This window comes from Nocardia sp. NPDC024068 (assembly GCF_040638875.1).
Lineage (GTDB): Bacteria > Actinomycetota > Actinomycetes > Mycobacteriales > Mycobacteriaceae > Nocardia.
The window spans coordinates 274720-292115 of the sequence record NZ_JBEZYU010000002.1; the positions used below are offsets into that span (position 1 = coordinate 274720).

Annotated in this window: 16 protein-coding genes; 9 read left to right on the plus strand and 7 right to left on the minus strand. The window is 68.8% G+C overall.

Features of this window, described 5'->3' with window-relative positions:
- The first annotated feature begins 40 nt into the window (after positions 1-40).
- The 3 genes from AB0F41_RS04025 to AB0F41_RS04035 are packed head-to-tail and all read left to right on the plus strand — an operon-like array spanning position 41 to position 3107.
- Entirely contained in the window at positions 41-1135 is a 1095-nt protein-coding gene (locus AB0F41_RS04025; RefSeq protein WP_357421205.1) for an ABC transporter substrate-binding protein, read from the plus strand.
- The gene (locus tag AB0F41_RS04030) at positions 1132-2214 is read left to right on the plus strand and encodes an iron ABC transporter permease (RefSeq protein ID WP_357421206.1); all 1083 of its coding nucleotides are present in this window, start codon (positions 1132-1134) and stop codon (positions 2212-2214) included. The genes AB0F41_RS04025 and AB0F41_RS04030 overlap by 4 nt, the downstream gene beginning before the upstream one ends.
- Entirely contained in the window at positions 2211-3107 is an 897-nt protein-coding gene (locus tag AB0F41_RS04035) for a heme ABC transporter ATP-binding protein (RefSeq protein ID WP_357421207.1), read from the plus strand. Before AB0F41_RS04030 ends, AB0F41_RS04035 begins: the two co-directional genes overlap by 4 nt.
- Before the next feature lie 16 nt (positions 3108-3123).
- Here the strand turns inward: AB0F41_RS04035 and AB0F41_RS04040 are convergent, their stop codons facing one another.
- Genes AB0F41_RS04040 through AB0F41_RS04050 form a run of 3 tightly spaced genes read right to left on the minus strand, consistent with a single transcriptional unit; the run spans position 3124 to position 6158 of the window.
- Positions 3124-5217 carry an MMPL family transporter gene (locus AB0F41_RS04040; protein ID WP_357421208.1) on the minus strand — a complete coding sequence of 698 codons (2094 nt, stop codon included), beginning with the start codon at positions 5215-5217 and terminating at the stop codon, positions 3124-3126.
- A gap of 17 nt (positions 5218-5234) precedes the next feature.
- Complete coding sequence (locus tag AB0F41_RS04045) at positions 5235-5789, minus strand: hypothetical protein (protein ID WP_357421209.1); 555 nt, start codon at positions 5787-5789, stop codon at positions 5235-5237.
- 21 nt (positions 5790-5810) lie between these two features.
- Entirely contained in the window at positions 5811-6158 is a 348-nt protein-coding gene (locus tag AB0F41_RS04050) for a hypothetical protein (protein ID WP_357421210.1), read from the minus strand.
- A 124-nt stretch (positions 6159-6282) separates the two neighbouring features.
- On the opposite strand from AB0F41_RS04050, the gene AB0F41_RS04055 reads away from it, so the two are divergent.
- Genes AB0F41_RS04055 through AB0F41_RS04065 form a run of 3 tightly spaced genes read left to right on the plus strand, consistent with a single transcriptional unit; the run spans position 6283 to position 8692 of the window.
- Positions 6283-7344: a hypothetical protein gene (locus AB0F41_RS04055; protein WP_357421211.1), complete on the plus strand. Its 1062-nt coding sequence runs from the start codon at positions 6283-6285 to the stop codon at positions 7342-7344.
- Positions 7344-7610 (plus strand): DUF5703 family protein, encoded by a 267-nt coding sequence (locus tag AB0F41_RS04060; RefSeq protein ID WP_357421212.1) that lies wholly within the window; start codon positions 7344-7346, stop codon positions 7608-7610. The genes AB0F41_RS04055 and AB0F41_RS04060 overlap by 1 nt, the downstream gene beginning before the upstream one ends.
- 5 nt (positions 7611-7615) lie before the next feature.
- A complete protein-coding gene (locus AB0F41_RS04065; protein ID WP_357421434.1) occupies positions 7616-8692 on the plus strand; it encodes a quinone-dependent dihydroorotate dehydrogenase in 1077 nt (358 codons plus the stop codon).
- Between the two features lie 22 nt (positions 8693-8714).
- Here the strand turns inward: AB0F41_RS04065 and AB0F41_RS04070 are convergent, their stop codons facing one another.
- Positions 8715-9092 (minus strand): hypothetical protein, encoded by a 378-nt coding sequence (locus AB0F41_RS04070; RefSeq protein ID WP_357421213.1) that lies wholly within the window; start codon positions 9090-9092, stop codon positions 8715-8717.
- Positions 9093-9463: 371 nt separating this feature from the next.
- Between AB0F41_RS04070 and AB0F41_RS04075 the strand changes: the two genes are divergently transcribed.
- The 3 genes from AB0F41_RS04075 (at position 9464) to AB0F41_RS04085 (ending at position 13854) form a co-directional block, all read left to right on the plus strand.
- Complete coding sequence (locus AB0F41_RS04075) at positions 9464-10957, plus strand: carbohydrate kinase family protein (protein ID WP_357421214.1); 1494 nt, start codon at positions 9464-9466, stop codon at positions 10955-10957.
- Between the two features lie 237 nt (positions 10958-11194).
- Positions 11195-11842: a GTP cyclohydrolase II RibA gene (gene ribA, locus AB0F41_RS04080; RefSeq protein ID WP_357421215.1), complete on the plus strand. Its 648-nt coding sequence runs from the start codon at positions 11195-11197 to the stop codon at positions 11840-11842.
- Between the two features lie 182 nt (positions 11843-12024).
- Entirely contained in the window at positions 12025-13854 is a 1830-nt protein-coding gene (locus tag AB0F41_RS04085) for a long-chain fatty acid--CoA ligase (RefSeq protein WP_357421216.1), read from the plus strand.
- Between the two features lie 86 nt (positions 13855-13940).
- Here AB0F41_RS04085 and AB0F41_RS04090 read toward each other — a convergent pair whose 3' ends face one another.
- The 3 genes from AB0F41_RS04090 to AB0F41_RS04100 form a co-directional block, all read right to left on the minus strand.
- Positions 13941-14468 carry a YbhB/YbcL family Raf kinase inhibitor-like protein gene (locus tag AB0F41_RS04090; protein ID WP_357421217.1) on the minus strand — a complete coding sequence of 176 codons (528 nt, stop codon included), beginning with the start codon at positions 14466-14468 and terminating at the stop codon, positions 13941-13943.
- 21 nt (positions 14469-14489) lie between these two features.
- Positions 14490-15848, minus strand: a complete 1359-nt coding sequence (locus tag AB0F41_RS04095; protein WP_357421218.1) for a M20/M25/M40 family metallo-hydrolase — start codon at positions 15846-15848, stop codon at positions 14490-14492.
- A gap of 279 nt (positions 15849-16127) precedes the next feature.
- On the minus strand, positions 16128-17021 hold the full coding sequence (locus tag AB0F41_RS04100) for a helix-turn-helix transcriptional regulator (RefSeq protein ID WP_357421219.1): 894 nt from the start codon (positions 17019-17021) through the stop codon (positions 16128-16130).
- Positions 17022-17396 lie beyond the last annotated feature (375 nt).

Genomic DNA, 17396 nt, shown 5'->3' on the forward strand with positions numbered 1-17396 from the left:
GCGCGAGACCCACACAGCGGCACGGATTAGCCTTGCCTGCATGACGAGCGAGTCGGGCCCGGAGGCGGTAGCGCAGCGTAACCACGGAGGGCCCTCGCTCGGGCTCCGGAGGCATCGCGGGCGGTCTCTCCGTGCGGCGCGCGCACTCCTGGCCGGTCTGGCCGCCGGTCTGCTCGTGCTCACCGCGGCCTGCGGCGGCTCCGAACCCGCCGGACAGCAGGGCCCGGCCACCGCCGCCCTCGACGACCTCGACCCGGTAGCGCTCACACCTCCCCCCACCCCGGCGCTGCCGGCGACCGTCCGGTCCTTCGACGGCACCGACGTCACCGTCACCGACGCGAGCCGTATCATCGCGGCCGACCGGTACGGGACCCTCGCCCAGATCGTGTGGGGGCTCGGCCTCGGCGACAACCTGGTCGGACGCAGCACCGCCGCATCGTTTCCCGCGGTCTCGGACCTGCCGAACGTCACCGGGGGCAACGGGGCGCTGAACGTGGAATCTATTCTGGCGCTGCGTCCCAGCGTCTTCCTCACCGACACCACCAGCGCCTCCCCCGCCGTCCGCGAACAACTGCGCGCCACCGGCATCACCGTCGTCTATTTCGATCCCGAACGCACCATGGAGGGCGTGGTACCGCAGATCGAAGCGGTTGCCGCCGCCCTCGGCGTCCCGCAGCGCGGACAGCTTCTGGCCCAGCGCACCAGCGACGAGATCGCCGCGGCCTCGGCCGCGGTCCCCGCCCAGGACCCGCCGCTGCGCATCGCGTTCCTGTACCTGCGGTCCAGCGCCATCACCATGCTCGCCGGTCCGGGCTCCGGCGCCGACGCGCTGATCGCCGCCCTCGGCGCCCACGACGCCGGGCAGGAAGCCGGACTCACCGAACCGTTCACCGCCATCACCAGCGAGGCGATGATCGCGGCCGCCCCCGACGTGCTGCTGGTGATGACCGACGGAATGAACTCCATCGGCGGGGTCGACGGCATCACGCAGATCCCCGGCATCGCCCAGACCCCCGCCGGCCGCAACAAACGCATTGTCGATATGGCCGACGCGGTGCTGCTGTCCTTCGGTCCCAACACCGGCCGGGTGATCACCGCACTGTCCGGCGCGGTGTACGGCCGGACGGGCGTATGAGCACCGACCTCGACCGTCCGCCGGCACCCCCGGCCACCGCCGGCCGGCAACGCCGCTACCTCACCACCCTCACCGTCGCCGTGCTCGCACTGATCGCGCTGGCCCTCGCCTCGGCCGCCATCGGCCAGGTCCCCACCGGCCCGGCGGAGGTCGCCGGCAGTATCGCCCACCGCATCGGCCTGGACTGGGGGCCGCTGCCGGCCCACCCGGCCGGGGAGGTCACCCTCTGGGAAGTGCGGTTTCCGCGGGTACTGCTGGCGATCCTGGTCGGCGCCGCCCTCGCCACCGCCGGCGCCCTGCTACAGGGCGTTTTCGCCAACCCACTCGCCGAACCGGGCGTGATCGGGGTGTCGGCCGGCGCCGCCGTCGGCGCCGGCGCGGTGATCGTATTCGGCGGCGCCTTCGTCGCCGCCTGGTCGGTGGCGGCCGCGGCGTTCGCCGCCGGACTGATCACCACCGTCCTGGTTTATGTCCTGTCGCGCGCCAACGGCCGCACCGAAGTGGTGACCCTCGTCCTCACCGGTGTCGCCATCAACGCGTTCGCCGGCGGCCTCATCGCGTTCCTGCTGTTCGTCGCTTCCCCCGCGGCCCGCGACCAGATCGTGTTCTGGCAGCTGGGCAGCCTCAACGGCGCCACCTGGGATGCCGTGGCCGTGGTCGCCGTCCTCACCGTCGCCGGAATCGCCGCCGCGATCGTCGTCGCCCCACGGCTGGATCTGCTCGCACTCGGCGAATCTGCGGCCCGCCACCTCGGCGTCGACGTGGAACGGCTGCGGCGCGCCGTGATCGTGATCGTCGCGATCCTCACCACCGCCGGAGTCGCGTTCACCGGCATCATCCTGTTCGTCGGGCTGATCGTTCCGCACGTCGTCCGCATGATCGTCGGCCCCGGCCACCGCGCGCTCATCCCGATCAGCGCCGTCACCGGCGCCGTCGTGCTGCTCGCCGCCGATGTCGCGGCCCGCTCCCTGGTCGACAACGCCGACCTGCCGCTGGGGATGCTCACCTCACTGATCGGGGGGCCGTTCTTCTTCTGGCTGCTGCGGCGCACCCGCGCCCGGGCGGGAGGCTGGGCATGACCGCGTCCACCCCGGCCCCGCTGCGCCGCGGCCTCGGCGGCCTGCTACACCGTTCCCACGCGCTACCCGCTCCCCACGAACCCGGCGCCGTCACACTGCGCGCCCGCGCGGTCACCCTGGACCGGCACGGCGGCGGCGGGCATCCTCGACGCGTTCTCGACGCTGTCGACTTCGACGTCACCGCCGGGGAGGTCGTCGCCCTCGTCGGGCCCAACGGCGCCGGAAAATCCACCCTCCTCGCGGTCCTCGCCGGCGAACTCGACCCCGGACACGGCACCGTCGAACTCGACGGCCGCCCCCTCACCGGCTGGACGCCGATCGATATGGCCCGCCGCCGCGCTGTCCTCCCGCAATCACACGCGGTGGGTTTCCCCTTCACCGCCGCCGAGGTGGTGGCGATGGGCCGCGCCCCCTGGCAGCGCACCCCCCGGGCCGCCGGCGATGACGCAGCGATCACGGCCGCGTTGGCGGCCACCGACAGCACCCATCTCGCCGACCGGGCATTCCCCAGCCTGTCCGGCGGTGAACGCGCTCGCGTCGCCCTCGCCCGCGTCCTCGCCCAGGACACCGCCACTCTGCTACTGGACGAACCCACCGCCGCCCTCGACCTCGGACATCAGGAAGCAGTACTCACCCTCGCCGCCGACCGCGCGGCCGCGGGCGCCGCCGTAGTGGTGGTACTGCACGATCTGGCGTCGGCGGCCGCCTACGCCGACCGGGTCACCGTCCTCGACGGTGGCCGGCTCGCCGCCGCCGGACCACCCCGCGACGTGCTCACCGGCGAACTGCTCAGCCGCGTCTACCGGTATCCGATCGAGGTGCTCGACCACCCGGGCACCGGTGCGCAACTGGTGTTGCCGGTGCGCGCACCGGATCCCGCGGCCGCGCCCTGACCGGGAGGCGGGTCCTCTACTCCGGCCGCCAGATCAGTTTCAGCACCGCCGGGGTCAGCAGCATCCGGATCACCGTCGCGTCCAGCACCAGCGCCGCGATCATTCCGTAGGCGATGTATTTCATCATCACCAGCTCCGAGAAACCGAACGCGCCGGTCACCACGATCAGGATCGCCGCCGCCGAGGTGATCACACCGCCGGTATGTGCGATGCCGTAGCGGATCGCCTCCGGTGGCGCCGCGCCGGCCTCCCGAGCCTCCACCACCCGTGACAACAGGAACACCTCGTAGTCGGTGGACAACCCGAACACCACGGTCACGATCAGCACCAGCACCGCGAACATCAACGGACCCGGAGTGAAATCGAACAGCTCGGCCCCGTGGCCCTCCACGAACAGCCACGTCAGGATGCCCAGCGTGGCGCCCAGGCCCAGCGCCGACATCGCCACCGCTTTCACCGCCAGCACCAGCGACCGGAACGCCGCGTACATCAGCGCCAGCGCGGCCCCGATCAGCAGCAGCGCGAGCAGCGGCAGACCGTCCAGCAACCCGTTGATACTGTCGCGCTCCAGCGCCGGCACACCGGCCACCATCACCTGCACGCCGCCCGGTTCCTCGATCGAGCGCAACACCGCGATCGCCGTATCGGCATCCCGCTCGTCTACCAGACCGGCCTCCAGCACATTGATCCCGTCCCGGGTCGGCGCCGCCGGCTCGAACGGACCCGTCAGCCCCGGGGTCGCGTTCGCCTGCACCCGGATATCGCTCAGCTGCGCGGCATCCGCGCCCGTCACCACCAGCCGCAACGGCTCGGTCCGGAAACCGGGAAACAACGCGTCGAATTTCTCCTGCGCCACCCGCGCCGGATTGTCGTCGGCCAGATACCGCTCGCTCAAACCCCCGAACTCGATATGCCGGAACGGCGTCATCAGCAGCAAAAGCCCCAGCAGCACCACCACGATCACGGCCCACGGCCGCTTCATCGCCCATACCGCCAACCGGGAGAAGATCCCGCGATCGATCTCGGCCTCGGTACTGGCCCGCGCGAAACGCCGCCACTGCCACAGATCGATCCGGTGACCCGCGATCCCCAGCAACGCCGGCAGCGCCGTCACCGACAGCAGCGCCGCGAGGAGCACCGAACTGATACCGCCATAGGGCACCGACCGCAGCACTCCGTTCGGGTAGATGAACAGCGCGCCCAGGCTCACCGCGATGATCGCCGCCGAGAACAACACCGTGCGCCCCGCGGTGGCGACCGTCCGGGCCACCGCGTCCTCCACGCTCCGGCCCGCCGCCAGCTCCTCCCGGAACCTGGTCACCGTGAAAAGTCCGTAGTCGATCGCCAACCCCAGGCTCACCAGCGTCACCACCGCACTGGCGAACACATTCACCTCGATATGGCCGGTGAGCAGCCGCATGATGCCCTGGGTTCCCAGGATGGTCATCCCGCCGACCAGCACCGGCAGCAACGCCGCCACCACCCCGCCGAACACGAAATACAGCAGCAGCGCGACCAGCGGTAACGCGATCATCTCCGCGCGCCGGATATCGTCCTGCATCCCGGTGTTGATCCCCTCCACCACCGGCTGCAACCCCGCAAGCTCCACCGTCGTCCCGGCAGGGCCGGCCCCCGGGCCGGCCCGCAGATCCGGGGTGATCGCGGCGAAGTTGTCGACCGTCGCCGATCCCTCGCCCCGCAGGCCGATACTCGCGAACGCATGTGTCCGGGAATCGTCGGCGAACTGCCCGGACAGGGCACTGTCCCAATAGCTGTCGATCCGCAGCACCTGATCGGGATGGTCGCGCAGCAACCCGGCGAGCTGCGCCCGGACCTCGGCACGCACCTGCGGATCGTCCACGGTCTTACCCGGCGGCGCCGTGTACAGGGCGATCACATCACTGTCGGTGTCCCGGCCGAACGTGGTATCGGCCAGTTTCGACGCCGCCACCGACTCACTGGACTCGTCGAACCAGCCCTCCTGGGTCAGCCGATCCGCCAGATCCCGCCCGTACAGCCCGGACAACGCCACCACGAACAAGAACACCACGAGCACCGCAATCCGGTGCCGGAACACGAAACGACCCCACCGATGGGTCTGCGCGGCCATCACTATCCGGCCGCCACCTACCCGCAGGCCGCGGTGCGGTAATCGGCCGAACGCAGAATTCCGCACAGATCCGTCCGCGACAACTTCCAGGCACCGTCGAGATAGATGAAATGCACCACCGTCGTGCGGACCGCGGTACCCGAACCGTCCTTGTCCAGGCGCAACGTGGCCGTCACCGTGCCGTCGTGATTATCGAACACCGGATCGGTGACCCCGTACACCGCGCGCGGATTGTCCTGCAGCGCCCGGTACATATCCGGAATCGCCTCGCGGAACGCCTCCCCGTCCTCGATCAACGCCGTGCGCTCCGAATCGGGCAGATCCGGATCCAGGGCCCGCTTGATCTGATCGTCCAGCTCCGCCGCTGTCGGCAGCGCTCGCGACGCCAGCTGCTGTGACGTCGCCGCCGCGGACGCGGACAACGCCGCCTTGGCCGACGACCGCGCCGCCGCCACCGCATCGGAATCGGCCCCGGAATCGCATCCGGTGGCCAGGACCGCCGCGACCAGCGCCGCAGCGGCCGAGCCGGCGCGCCACGCGCGGGACGGCCGGAGAACAGGTGTGTACCACATCACGTACTAGTTAACCACCATTCACTGCCTGCCCTCGATTACCGACCCCAGCCGCGCCAGCAGCGCGCGCACGGTCGGAACATTACGGTCCCGCGGCGGTGACGTCGCGTCCGGCAGCAGATCCCGTACCAACGCCACCACACTGCGCGCATCGTCGAGATCGATATCGGTGATCCGGGTTTCCGCCACGGCCACCACATCCTCGGGGCCGGGCACCTCCGTATCCAGGTCCGCCCGGTAGATCTCCAGCCGTAACGTCGCCCGCACCGTCCGGAACGCGTACGGGTGCCCGTCCCCCGTACGGCCGAACCCGTGCGCGAACGGCCCCGTGGTCACCTCATCGGCGGAAAATCCCGATTCGTCGTGCATCGTCGTCTCCTGACCTCCGCACCTTCCGATTCGTACGGTAGTCCGGCGCCCGGACCGCCCACTGTCGACACCCCCGTATACCCCGCTGCCACACCGTCCTACCCGGGCGTGGTCAGATAATCGAATGCAGCATCGGTCGTTCCCGGACACCGCGCCACGAGTTCGGCGCCCACGACCACGTGCCCTGATCGCCGTGCTGCTGGCCGCGCTGGCCCTGTCCGGCTGCTCGGACGACCCCGAACCCGGCGCCGGCGACGCCCCGACCCGCGAACCGGCCGCACCCGCCGTCTCCCCGGCAACGACCACCGCACCGGCCGGGCAGGTCTACCCTGCGCCCACACCCGTCGGCGCCCTGGCCGCCGACCCCGGCAGCGGCAACCTGGCCGCGCTCGACCCGGCCGGCACAACACTCACCTTGTTCACCACCGCCACCCAACCGCCCACCGGCCACCGCGTCGCCCTCCCCGCGCCCGCCGTCGCACTCTCCCCCGGCACCCCCGGTGAAATCCTGGCTGCCGCCGACGGCGTGATCCTGCGCATCGACGCCGCCACTCGTGCCGTCACCGAGATCCCCGCCGGCGCGGATCTGCGCTCCGTGCGGTCCCGGCCCGACGGAACCCTGATCGCAGGTACCGCCGACGGCCGTGTCCTCGTCCTGGACCGCACCGGCCGGAGCCTCCACACCGTGACCGGGCTCGCCTCCGCCGACGCGCTCGCCCTCACCGGCGACACCCTCGCCGTCCTGGACCGCCGCCAGACCCTGCTGACCGAGATCGAACCCGGCTACGAACACCTCGGCCTGGCCCTACGGGCCGGAGCGGGCGCCGCGAACCTCGTCGAAGCGTCCTTCGACCGGGTCGTCGTCACCGACCCCGACAGCGGCCAGCTGCTGGTGTTCACCACCGATCCGCTCGTGCTGCGCCAGCGATACCCGGTAGGATCGTCGCCTTACGCACTCGCCTACGACCGGCGTTCTGACACCGTATGGGTGACGTGCACGCAGAGCAACGAGATCGTCGGCTACGACCTGTCGGCGGGATCACCGCGCGAAGTCGGCCGCTACCCCACCGTCCGGCAGCCGAACACGGTGACCGTCGACGAGTCCACCGGCGATCTCTATATCGGCTCGGCAACCGAACCGGGTCTGCAGCGGATACCCGCGGACCAGCGCAAGAGAGGGCAGTGATGGCATCCACTCCACGTGCGGCCACCCCGCGTACAACACTCCCGGCGACCTGGGACACCAGCAGCGACGACTACGAGTACGTACCGCTGCGGCTACCGCCCGACGTCACCCGGGTCACCGCCTCGATGCGGCTCGCCATCCAGGCCGAATTCGGCGGCTGGGAACTGTCCCGGGTCCGCGCCTACACCGACGGGAGCCGGCGCGTCCTGTTACGCCGCCGCAAAACCGCCCTCACCGGCCCGGCGGGCACCGCCGCGGAGCTATGAACGTGCTGTACCGATTACTGCTGAACCTCATGTTCCTGGTGCCGCCGGAAACGATCCACCGCATCGTCTTCGCCGTCATCCGCACCGTCACCGCCCTCACACCCGCCCGCGCGCTGCTGCGCCGCGTACTCGCCGTCGACGACCCGATCCTGCGTTCCACCGCGTTCGGCATCGACTTCCCCGCACCGCTCGGGCTGGCCGCCGGCTTCGACAAGGACGCCACCGGCGCCGACGCCTGGGGCGCACTCGGCTTCGGTTTCGCCGAGATCGGCACCGTCACCGCCGCCGCCCAGCCCGGTAATCCCGCACCCCGCCTGTTCCGGCTACCCGCCGACCGTGCCCTGATCAACCGGATGGGCTTCAACAACCACGGTGCCGCCGCCGCGGCAGCCCGCCTGCACGGACGCGCCACCACCGTCCCGATCGGCGCCAATATCGGCAAAACGAAGGTCGTCACCCCCGACCGTGCCGCCGACGACTACGCCACCAGCGCCCGCCTGCTCGGCCCACTCGCCGACTTCGTGGTCGTCAACGTCAGTTCCCCCAATACCCCGGGCCTGCGCGATCTCCAAGCCGTGGAATCACTACGTCCGGTCCTGGCCGCGGTCCTGAACAGCGTCCGGGTACCGGTGCTCGTGAAGATCGCCCCCGACCTGTCCGACGAGGATATCGACGCCGTCGCCGATCTGGCCGTCGAATTGGGGCTGGCCGGAATAGTCGCCACCAACACCACCATCGGCCGCGCCGGCCTCGCCAGTGACCCCGGCGAAGTCGCCGCCCTCGGCGCCGGCGGATTGTCCGGCCCGCCGGTCGCCGAACGCTCACTCGACGTGCTGCGCCGGCTCTACGCGCGGGTCGGCGACCGGCTGGTCCTCATCTCCGTAGGCGGAATCGAAACCCCCGAGCAGGCGTGGGAACGTATCCTCGCCGGCGCTTCCCTGCTACAGGGCTATACCGGATTCATCTACGGCGGGCCCTTGTGGACCCGTCGCATCCACAAGGGGATCGCCGAGCGTCTCCGCGCCGGCGGCTACCGCTCCCTGTCCGACGCCGTGGGTGCCGGACACGCCGCACACCGCTGATCCGGCGCGTCCGGCCGCGACCTCAGGCAGCGGACCCGCTGCGGATCGCGCCGGGATCCTCCCGGGAGGGAACCGGGCCCGGGCCCCGCTCGTCCAGGAACCGGGCCTCCAGCTGGCGCGCCTCCACCCTCTTGGCGAGCAGGTACACGACCTGATCCCACAGCAGGCCCAGCAGGTCCACCTGCCGCGCGGCGTACGCCATTGCGGCCGGATCCTCCACCAGCTCGGGGGCCGAAAGGATCTGATCGATCTCCATCCCGGCGTAGGCCTGCTCGTAGGACAGCGCGCGCCCCGGCAACCAGCTCAGCTGCCACGACGACCCGTGACGGGTCTGCACGCGTTCGGCGAATTCGGGGGAAATACCACTGGTCATCAGCCAGTAGGTGATGTGGATGGTCACAGCTGCCTCCTCAGGGGGCTCGGCACCGAGACCGGGCCGGCACCTGCCGGCCGGCGTGGCATCGTTGCCGTCGGGAAAATGGCGTGGACGCGGGCGCTCAGAGCGCTACCGCGGAGGACGCCTCCGGGTCCGTACCAGCGCAAACGACGGGTCGACGCGCGGGATATCGGTGTCCGCGGAACCGGGCTGTCGTCATCGGCATCACCAGGCCCTCCCGTTCCTCTGATAGAGGTAAAAACCTGCTCCAAGTGTGTCATTTGACAGTTCGGCGGGTCAATCCCGTGTCAAAAGCCGTTTGCACTATGGTTATTGCCAGAATCGTTTCGGCCGAAACCCCATGGCGGAGGCAGAAAAGCAGAAAGGTGCGCCGCATGGTCCCCCACGACGACACCGCCATCGTCGCCATCCGCAATATCCTCACGCGGTTGTGCAAACGCTCCGGCCTCAGCCCCGACCGCCTCAGCACCACCGAAATCGATATCACCCCCCTACTGGACCTCCCGGTCATCCGGCGCTACGCCGACACCCACCGCATCACCCCCACCGCCGCCGTACTACCCGTCGTCCGCGAACACGCCCGCCGCCTGCCCGCCACCCACCGGGTGATCACCGACGCCGAACTCTCCCTCGGACTACTCCGCGACGCCGAACCATCCGGAATCGAACCCACCGGGCTCTACTCCCAGGACCTCGGCGCCCGCCGCGAATACCTCTCCGCCCACTGGCGCCGGCTCCACGAAATCGCCGAAGCCGACGCCATACCCCCCGCACCCACCGTCCGCTCCCTGCGCGCCACCCCCGAACGCCGGGCCTTCACCGCCCTCGCCGCCCTCCTGGTCACCGGCGCCGTCTACACCGACGACCGGATCGGCCGCAGAACGTCACGGCACGACACCGTCGGCACCCTCACAATCGTCGGCGACGCCGTGATCGACCACATCTATCAGGTCGACAGCATTCCCGACGCCCGCGGCTTCGCCCGCGGCCGCTTCAGCGACAACCCGGGCGGCAAAGGACTCAACCGCGCCGTCGCGGCCGCACGCCTGGGCATCGATGTCCGCCTCGTCACCGCCGTCGGAGACGACGACGCCGGCCACCGGATCCTCGACTACCTGCATTCGGAAAACGTCGACACCTCGCTGATCCGCGTCGTACCCCAGGCCGGAACACCCATCACCGCGCTCATCGTGAGCCGGACCGGTACCACCGGCACCATCTTCTGCGACGACAACCGTATCCGCCTCGCCGCCACCGACCTGATCGGTCCAGCGGTGCGCGACGCACTGGCCGGCAGCGACGCGGTACTGGTCACTCTCGAACCACCCATGCCCGTTATCGAGCAGGTTCTCGCCACCGCACAGGCACTGCCGTCCCGGCCGACGACACTCGTCGCCGCCGCGGTGGCCGAGACACCCCAGTCCCTGTACCGATACCTGTCCGGCGTGGACTACGTCATCGGATCCACCGGAGAACTCGACAGTATGGTCCCCGAGGTCCCCGCCCAATCCGCACCCCATATCGCCGAGCAACTACAGATGCTCGGCGCTCGCGCGGTCTGCGTGGTCGAGAACTTCGGGTGCACGGTCCGCTCCGACCGGCTCGCCCTCGATATCCCCCGCGTCCAGGCGGCAGCACTCACCGACGTCCCCGGTTCCCGCGGCGCCTTCTCGGCCGCCCTCGTCTACCGGCTGCTGTCCCGGCCCACCACCCCGGAAACCGGCCGCCGCGTCGCCGACGAACAGGACTACGGCTGGGCCACCGCGGCCATGGTCGCCACCCAATCCTTTGCCGGCGACGTACCCGGCGCCATGCCGACCACCGACGATGTGGACCGGATCATCCGGCTCACAGCCGAAAGACACTGACCGGTGCGTCCACCGGCAACACACCACCCATCCGGCCGATCTCACCGACGCGCCGCGCACGGAGTGCGGAACACGGAGGCCGGGCGTAAAGTCGGCTACCGGCCCGCCGAGGCGCAGGACAACGCACCCTCGCTCGGCGGGCCGAGCGCTGCGCGAACCATCTCCGCATACCCTGCCGCTCCGCCGCCACCCTGCCACACCAGCGAATCCCGACGAGCCATCGAAGGAGTCCCGACCTTGACCGCAGCCGAGGGGGCCGCCGAGTCCGACACCGGACACAGGTTCACCCGGAACGGGCAGGACACGCCGATGCGCGTGCTCGCCGTCGACGGTGATCCCGCGCTGGGACACCTGTTGATCTTCGGTGACCCCGACGACAACTGCCTCGTTCGCATCCATTCACGCTGCCTCTACGGCGAAGCGCTGGACTCCCAGGATTGCGACTGCGGGCCGGAACTCCGCAAATCCCTCGACCTCATCCAGGCCGAGGGGTCCGGCATCCTCGTCTACCTCGAACAGGAAGGCCGCGGCGCCGGACTGATCGCCAAAGCGCTCGGCTACCGAGAGGCGGAACGCTCCGGCGCGGACACCTTCACGGCCTACACCACGCTCGGCTACCCCGCGGACGGGCGGAGTTACGCATCCGCGGCCCGAAGCCTCGCCGCGCTCGGTCTCGGCAAGGTTCGGCTGCTCACCAACAACCCAGAGAAAGTGCAGGCCCTGGTCGACGTGGATCTCGACGTCACCCCGGAACCGCTCTACACCTCGCCGCTGAGCGCGCGCGCGGCCGCCTACCTCGACGCCAAACGCCGACATCGCGGCCATTGGATCCCGGCCGACGACGACCCCGCTGCCGCCCACCGGCGGCTCCCACTGCCCGGGTGACCCCGATCGACCACGATCGGGTCGGTGGAGAAAAACCGCTGGCCCAGACAGAACACATACGCTTTGTCCGTTTCCCGGCTAGGATGAGTGATCCGCGTCACTCCGAATGACCGGTGTTCCGCATGCGGCGCACCCCTCACCGGATACGAGCCCGCGGAACCTCAGCACCTCGGGAACGGACCATGACAACAGATATCGCCTACCCGCACCGCACCGGCACCACCGTCTACACAGTGCCCGCGGCCTTCCAGCAGACCCTCACCCTCCGCCCCGACGCCGTCGCCCTGCGCACGGTCGGCGGCACCCAGGAGATCACGTGGCGCGAGTACGGCGAACGAGTCCGCGTGCTCGCCGCCGGCCTGGCCGCGCTCGGTCTCCGCCGCGGCGACACCGTCGGCATCATGCTGACCAACCGCCCGGAGTTCAACCTCCTCGACACAGCCGCACTGCATATCGGCGCCACCCCGTTCTCCGTGTACAACACCTGTTCCGCCGAACAGATCGCACACGCCTTCACCAACGCCGGCAACAAGATAGTCATCACCGAACAGCAATTCCTCGACACCATCCGCGCGGCCGGCGTCCCCATCGAGCACCTCATCGTCATCGACGGCACCGCTGAGGGCGCGAAAACACTCGCCGACCTGGAGACCCACCCCGACCCGGAATTCGATTTCGACGCCGCCTGGCAGGCCGTCGAACCCGGCGACCTGGCCACCCTCATCTACACCTCCGGCACCACCGGGCCCTCCAAAGGCGTAGAACTCACCCACCGCAACGTCCTCGCGCAAATGATCGCCCTCAGCAGGGGCCCCCTCGACGTCGGCCTCGACGACCGCGCGCTGTCTTATCTGCCGGCCGCCCATGTCGCCGACCGCATCTCCGGTCACGCCATCAACCTCGTCACCGGCATCCAGATCACCACCGTCCCCGATCCCCGGGAAATCGCCGCCGCGCTCCCCGACGCCCGCCCCACCGTCTTCTTCGGCGTCCCGCGCGTCTGGCAGAAGATCAAAGGTGGTGTAGAGGCCAAATTGTCCGCCGAAACCGGCGCCAAGAAGGCCATCGCGAACTGGGCCATCGCCACCGGCATCGCCGCCGCCAAAGCCGACCTCGCCGGCACCGGCCGCGGGCCGCTGCTCTCCGTCCAGCACACCCTCGCCGACAAGCTCCTGCTCGCGAAACTCCGCGCCGCCCTCGGACTCGACGAACTCCGCGTCGCATCGTCCGGCGCCGCACCCATCCCGCCCGAAACCCTCGAATTCTTCCTCGGACTCGGATTCTGCGTATCCGAGGTGTGGGGCATGTCCGAAACCACCGGTGTGGCCACCTACACCGAACTCGACAAACCCCGCCCCGGGTCGGTCGGACGGCCCGTCGACGGGCTCGAACTCCGGCTCGCCGACGACGGGGAAGTCCTCGTCCGCGGTGAGATCATCACGCACGGCTACCGAGGCATGCCGGATAAGACCGCCGAAGCGCTCGACTCCGAGGGCTGGCTGCACACCGGCGATGTCGGCGCCCTCGACCCGGACGGCTACCTGCGGATCATCGACCGCAAGAAGGAACTCATCATCAACGAGGGCGGGAAGAACATCGCCCCGAGCAATATCGAGAACGCTGTCAAAGCCGTCTCATCGCTGGTCGGCCAGGTCGTCGCGATCGGCGACGCGAAACCGTACATCACCGCGCTCATCATGCTGGACCCCGATATGGCCGCGGTCCGCGCCAAGGATATCGACGCCACCGGCGCCGATATCGCCACCCTGGCCCGTCACCCCAGGATCGAGGCGGACGTCCACGCGGCCGTACAGGCCGGAAACGCGAAACTCTCCCGGGTCGAGCAGATCAAACGGTTCACCATCGTCGACACCGTGTGGGAACCCGGCGGCGACGAACTCACCCCGAAGATGTCGCTCAAACGCGTGCCCATCGCCGGTAAGTACGCCGCGCAGATCACCGCCCTCTACGCCGACGAAGCCACCGCACCGGTGATCGACGTTCGCAGCTGAGTCCCGCCCGACGCACACAACGCTGTGGCCCCGGTACAGGACCGGGGCCACAGCGCTTTGCACTCACTTCTGACAGCGCCTTGCGCCTACTTCTGCTCGTAGGTACCCACCAGGGTCGCCCGGGCCAGGGTATGCGAGAAAAGGTTGAACCCGAGGAACGCCGGTGATGCCTCCGGCGGCACACCCAGCGAGTCCACATCGACCGCGTGCACCACGATGTAGTACCGATGCGGTCCGTGACCGGCGGGCGGCGCCGCTCCCACGAAACCGGCGAAACCGCCGTCATTGCGCAGCGTCACCGCGCCCGCCGGCAGCGAGCCACCCTCGCTACCCGAACCGGACGGTAATTCGGTAACCGAGACCGGGATATCGGCCACCGCCCAATGCCAGAAACCGGACGCCGTCGGAGCGTCCGGATCGTAGACCGTCACCGCGAAGCTCTTCGTTTCCGCCGGGAAACCCGACCAGCTCAGCTGCGGCGACACATCTTTGCCGCCGGCACCGAACACGCCGCTGACCTGGTCGTTGCCCAAGGTCGCACCGTCGGTGACGTCCGCGGACGTCACGGTGAACGCGGGCACCGAAGGCAGGGCGTCATAAGGATTGTCGGCCATGTTCTCCTCTTTCGAATCGGATCAGCTGTGCAACAGGAAGTGTTCCATCACATCGGTGCCGAATTCGAGTGCGTCGACCGGAACACGCTCGTCGACACCGTGGAACAGGGCCGCGAAATCCAGCTCCGGCGGCAGCCGCAGCGGCGCGAACCCGAAACACCGGATACCCAGATGCGCGAAGGCTTTCGCATCCGTACCACCGGAAAGCATGTACGGGACAGTCCGCCCCTGCGGGTCGTGCGCCAGGATCGCGTCGTTCATGGCATCGACCAGATGACCGTCGAACGTCGTCTCGTAGGAATCCAGTTTCGTCACCCATTCCCGCTCGACATCCGGTCCGATGAGCTCGTCGACCTCCCGCTCGAACTCCGCCAGCCGCCCGGGAACCACCCGGCAGTCCACGACCGCTTCCGCGGTCTGCGGAATCACGTTCGCCTTGTATCCGGCGTTCAGCATCGTCGGATTGGCGGTATCGCGCAGGGTGGCGCCGATGATCCGGGATATCGACCCCAGCTTCGCCAGCGTTCCTTCGATATCGGAGCTGTCCGGATCGAAGACCAGCCCGGATTCCTCAGAGACCGCGGCCAGGAATTCCGCGACCGAATCGGAGACCACCAGCGGGAAGGTATGCGTGCCCAGACGGGCCACCGCGGCCGCCAGAATGGTGACGGCATTGTCCTCGTGCAGGAAAGAGCCGTGACCCGCCCGGGCCTTCGCGCGCAGGCGCATCCAGCCCAGCCCCTTCTCGGCGGTCTCCACCAGATACAGCCGGCGCTCACCGCCGTCCGGACGGGGCACCGTCAGCGAGAAACCACCGACCTCCCCCACCGCCTCGGTAACGCCTTCGAACAGATCCGGCCTGTTCTCCACCAGCCACTGCGAACCCCATTTGCCGCCGTTCTCCTCGTCGGCGAGGAAGGCGAACACGAGGTCGCGCGGGGGTACCGTGCCCTCGATCTTGAACTGGCGCGCCAGCGCCAGCATCATCCCGACCATATCCTTCATATCGATGGCCCCGCGGCCCCAGACATATCCGTCCTGGACGGCGCCGGAGAACGGATGCACGCTCCAATCGGCGGCTTCCGCCGGCACCACATCCAGATGCCCGTGAATCATCAGCGCACCGCGGCCGGAATCGGCGCCCGGGAGGCGCGCGAAAACGTTTCCCCGGCCGGTCGCGCCGGACTCCACATACTCGGTGCTGTATCCGGCGTCTTCCAGTTGCCGGGCGACCCACTCGGCACACTCCTGTTCCCCCTTGGTGGTCGCCGGATCGCCGGTGTTGGAGGTGTCGAACCGGATCAGCGCACTGACCAGCTCCACCACCTCCGACACAGCGCGAGAACGAGCGGAGCCAGAGTCATCACCTGTAGCGGCCACGCTCCTTTCCTACCATCCTTTGCCTCCTTGCTTCTGTTTGCGCTCGGTCGGAACTCAACTGCGGATGGTGTCAATACATGTTTAGATGCGCATATCTACGTATCGCACTATGTTTTTTCAAGCGAGAGTCGTCCCACTAGCCACCGAACCCGTGCTGGTGATGCGGCCTTCCGGACCACCTGCGTGCCCCAGCTGGTCCAGCACGGGCACGTCTACCGCTGACGCTGCCACCCTCCCCCGGATCCAGTGCGCCCTTTCACAACCCCCGATGCCGGCCCGCTACTCGGCGGGTAGCTCGCCGAGCACCCTTCGCAGGAAGTCCCGGCTCTCGCCGGGCGTGGGGGCGATGACACTGAGCTTGTTCATCACCGTCATGTACACCTCCACCTCGTGCTTCTTCTCGAGATAGGCCGAGGTGGTCAATTGCTCCATATAGACCATGTCCGCCAGTTCGGGCTCCGGAAAACGCAGGATGCTGAAGGAACCGCCCGCGGCCGGGTGACCGCCCACGCTGTAGGGCAACACCTGGATCTTCACATTCGGCCGTTCGGAGACGGCGATGAGATGTTCGATCTGACCGCGCAGTACCGGGTATCCGCCGACCGGGCGGCGCAAGGCGTTCTCGTCGACCACCGCCCAGACCGTCGGCGCGGACGCTCGGCTCAGGATTTCCTGGCGCCGCATCCGCATACCGACCCGCCGCTCGGTCTCATCTTCGTTTGCGAGCCTGATCACCGCCCGCGCGTACGCCTCGGTCTGCAACAGACCGGGGACGAACTGGGCTTCGTAGGTACGGATCGTGGTGGCCGCCTGCTCCAGGCCGAGATAGGTTTCGAACCACTGCGGCAGCACGTCGTTGAACGGCTGCCACCAGCCCGGGTCGTTGGCCTTACGCATCAGATCCAGATAGACATCGAGCTCGGCCTGATCCTCGACGCCGTACAGCTTCAGCAGGTCCAGCAGGTCACGCTCCCGGAATCGGGTACGGCCCAGCTCGAGGCGGCTGATCTTCGCGTGGGATCCGCGAATATGGTCGCCGGCATCCTCACGGGATATCCCGCAGGCCTCCCGCAGCCGGCGCAATCTGCTGCCGAGCGAGATGCGGAGTACAGTCGGGCCCCGGTCGGCCTCGGCCTGATCCGGAATATCGGAATCGTCCTGCTCGTTTGTCATGATCGCCTCTGGCCAGTTCGTGCTGTGCTGCATCGTACGGCGCCCGCCACCGACGAACCGCACCGGTCGGCAGGCGATCTTACTCTGTGGTAAGCGCGTTTTTCTCCGCAACGCGCCGACGCCGGATAGGGCCGGCACCCACGCGGCAACCAGTGCCGCCGGATATCGGAGCGAATCCTACAGTGCCGCTTGCACGTAGGTTCTTCCTGTTTGCACGCGGTATCAGGTTTCCTTGCGTAAACTCCACCACGATACGACCGTTCGGCCTCACTACCACCAAGACCTGGGGAGACGACACCGATGTGGGCATCGGCAGCAGGAGCGAGCACCAATGGAGCGTTTTCCAGCATACCGCGCCGGCGTCCGCATCGCGAC

What these genes read in the sequence shown, in the direction of transcription:
- AB0F41_RS04100 (WP_357421219.1), bottom strand. Translation starts at nt 17,021, where the DNA reads ATGACAAACGAGCAGGACGATTCCGATATTCCGGATCAGGCCGAGGCC.
- AB0F41_RS04060 (WP_357421212.1), top strand. Translation starts at nt 7,344, where the DNA reads ATGGCATCCACTCCACGTGCGGCCACCCCGCGTACAACACTCCCGGCG.
- AB0F41_RS04085 (WP_357421216.1), top strand. Translation starts at nt 12,025, where the DNA reads ATGACAACAGATATCGCCTACCCGCACCGCACCGGCACCACCGTCTAC.
- AB0F41_RS04090 (WP_357421217.1), bottom strand. Translation starts at nt 14,468, where the DNA reads ATGGCCGACAATCCTTATGACGCCCTGCCTTCGGTGCCCGCGTTCACC.
- AB0F41_RS04035 (WP_357421207.1), top strand. Translation starts at nt 2,211, where the DNA reads ATGACCGCGTCCACCCCGGCCCCGCTGCGCCGCGGCCTCGGCGGCCTG.
- AB0F41_RS04050 (WP_357421210.1), bottom strand. Translation starts at nt 6,158, where the DNA reads ATGCACGACGAATCGGGATTTTCCGCCGATGAGGTGACCACGGGGCCG.
- AB0F41_RS04025 (WP_357421205.1), top strand. Translation starts at nt 41, where the DNA reads ATGACGAGCGAGTCGGGCCCGGAGGCGGTAGCGCAGCGTAACCACGGA.
- AB0F41_RS04040 (WP_357421208.1), bottom strand. Translation starts at nt 5,217, where the DNA reads ATGGCCGCGCAGACCCATCGGTGGGGTCGTTTCGTGTTCCGGCACCGG.
- AB0F41_RS04045 (WP_357421209.1), bottom strand. Translation starts at nt 5,789, where the DNA reads ATGTGGTACACACCTGTTCTCCGGCCGTCCCGCGCGTGGCGCGCCGGC.
- AB0F41_RS04075 (WP_357421214.1), top strand. Translation starts at nt 9,464, where the DNA reads ATGGTCCCCCACGACGACACCGCCATCGTCGCCATCCGCAATATCCTC.
- AB0F41_RS04030 (WP_357421206.1), top strand. Translation starts at nt 1,132, where the DNA reads ATGAGCACCGACCTCGACCGTCCGCCGGCACCCCCGGCCACCGCCGGC.
- AB0F41_RS04055 (WP_357421211.1), top strand. Translation starts at nt 6,283, where the DNA reads ATGCAGCATCGGTCGTTCCCGGACACCGCGCCACGAGTTCGGCGCCCA.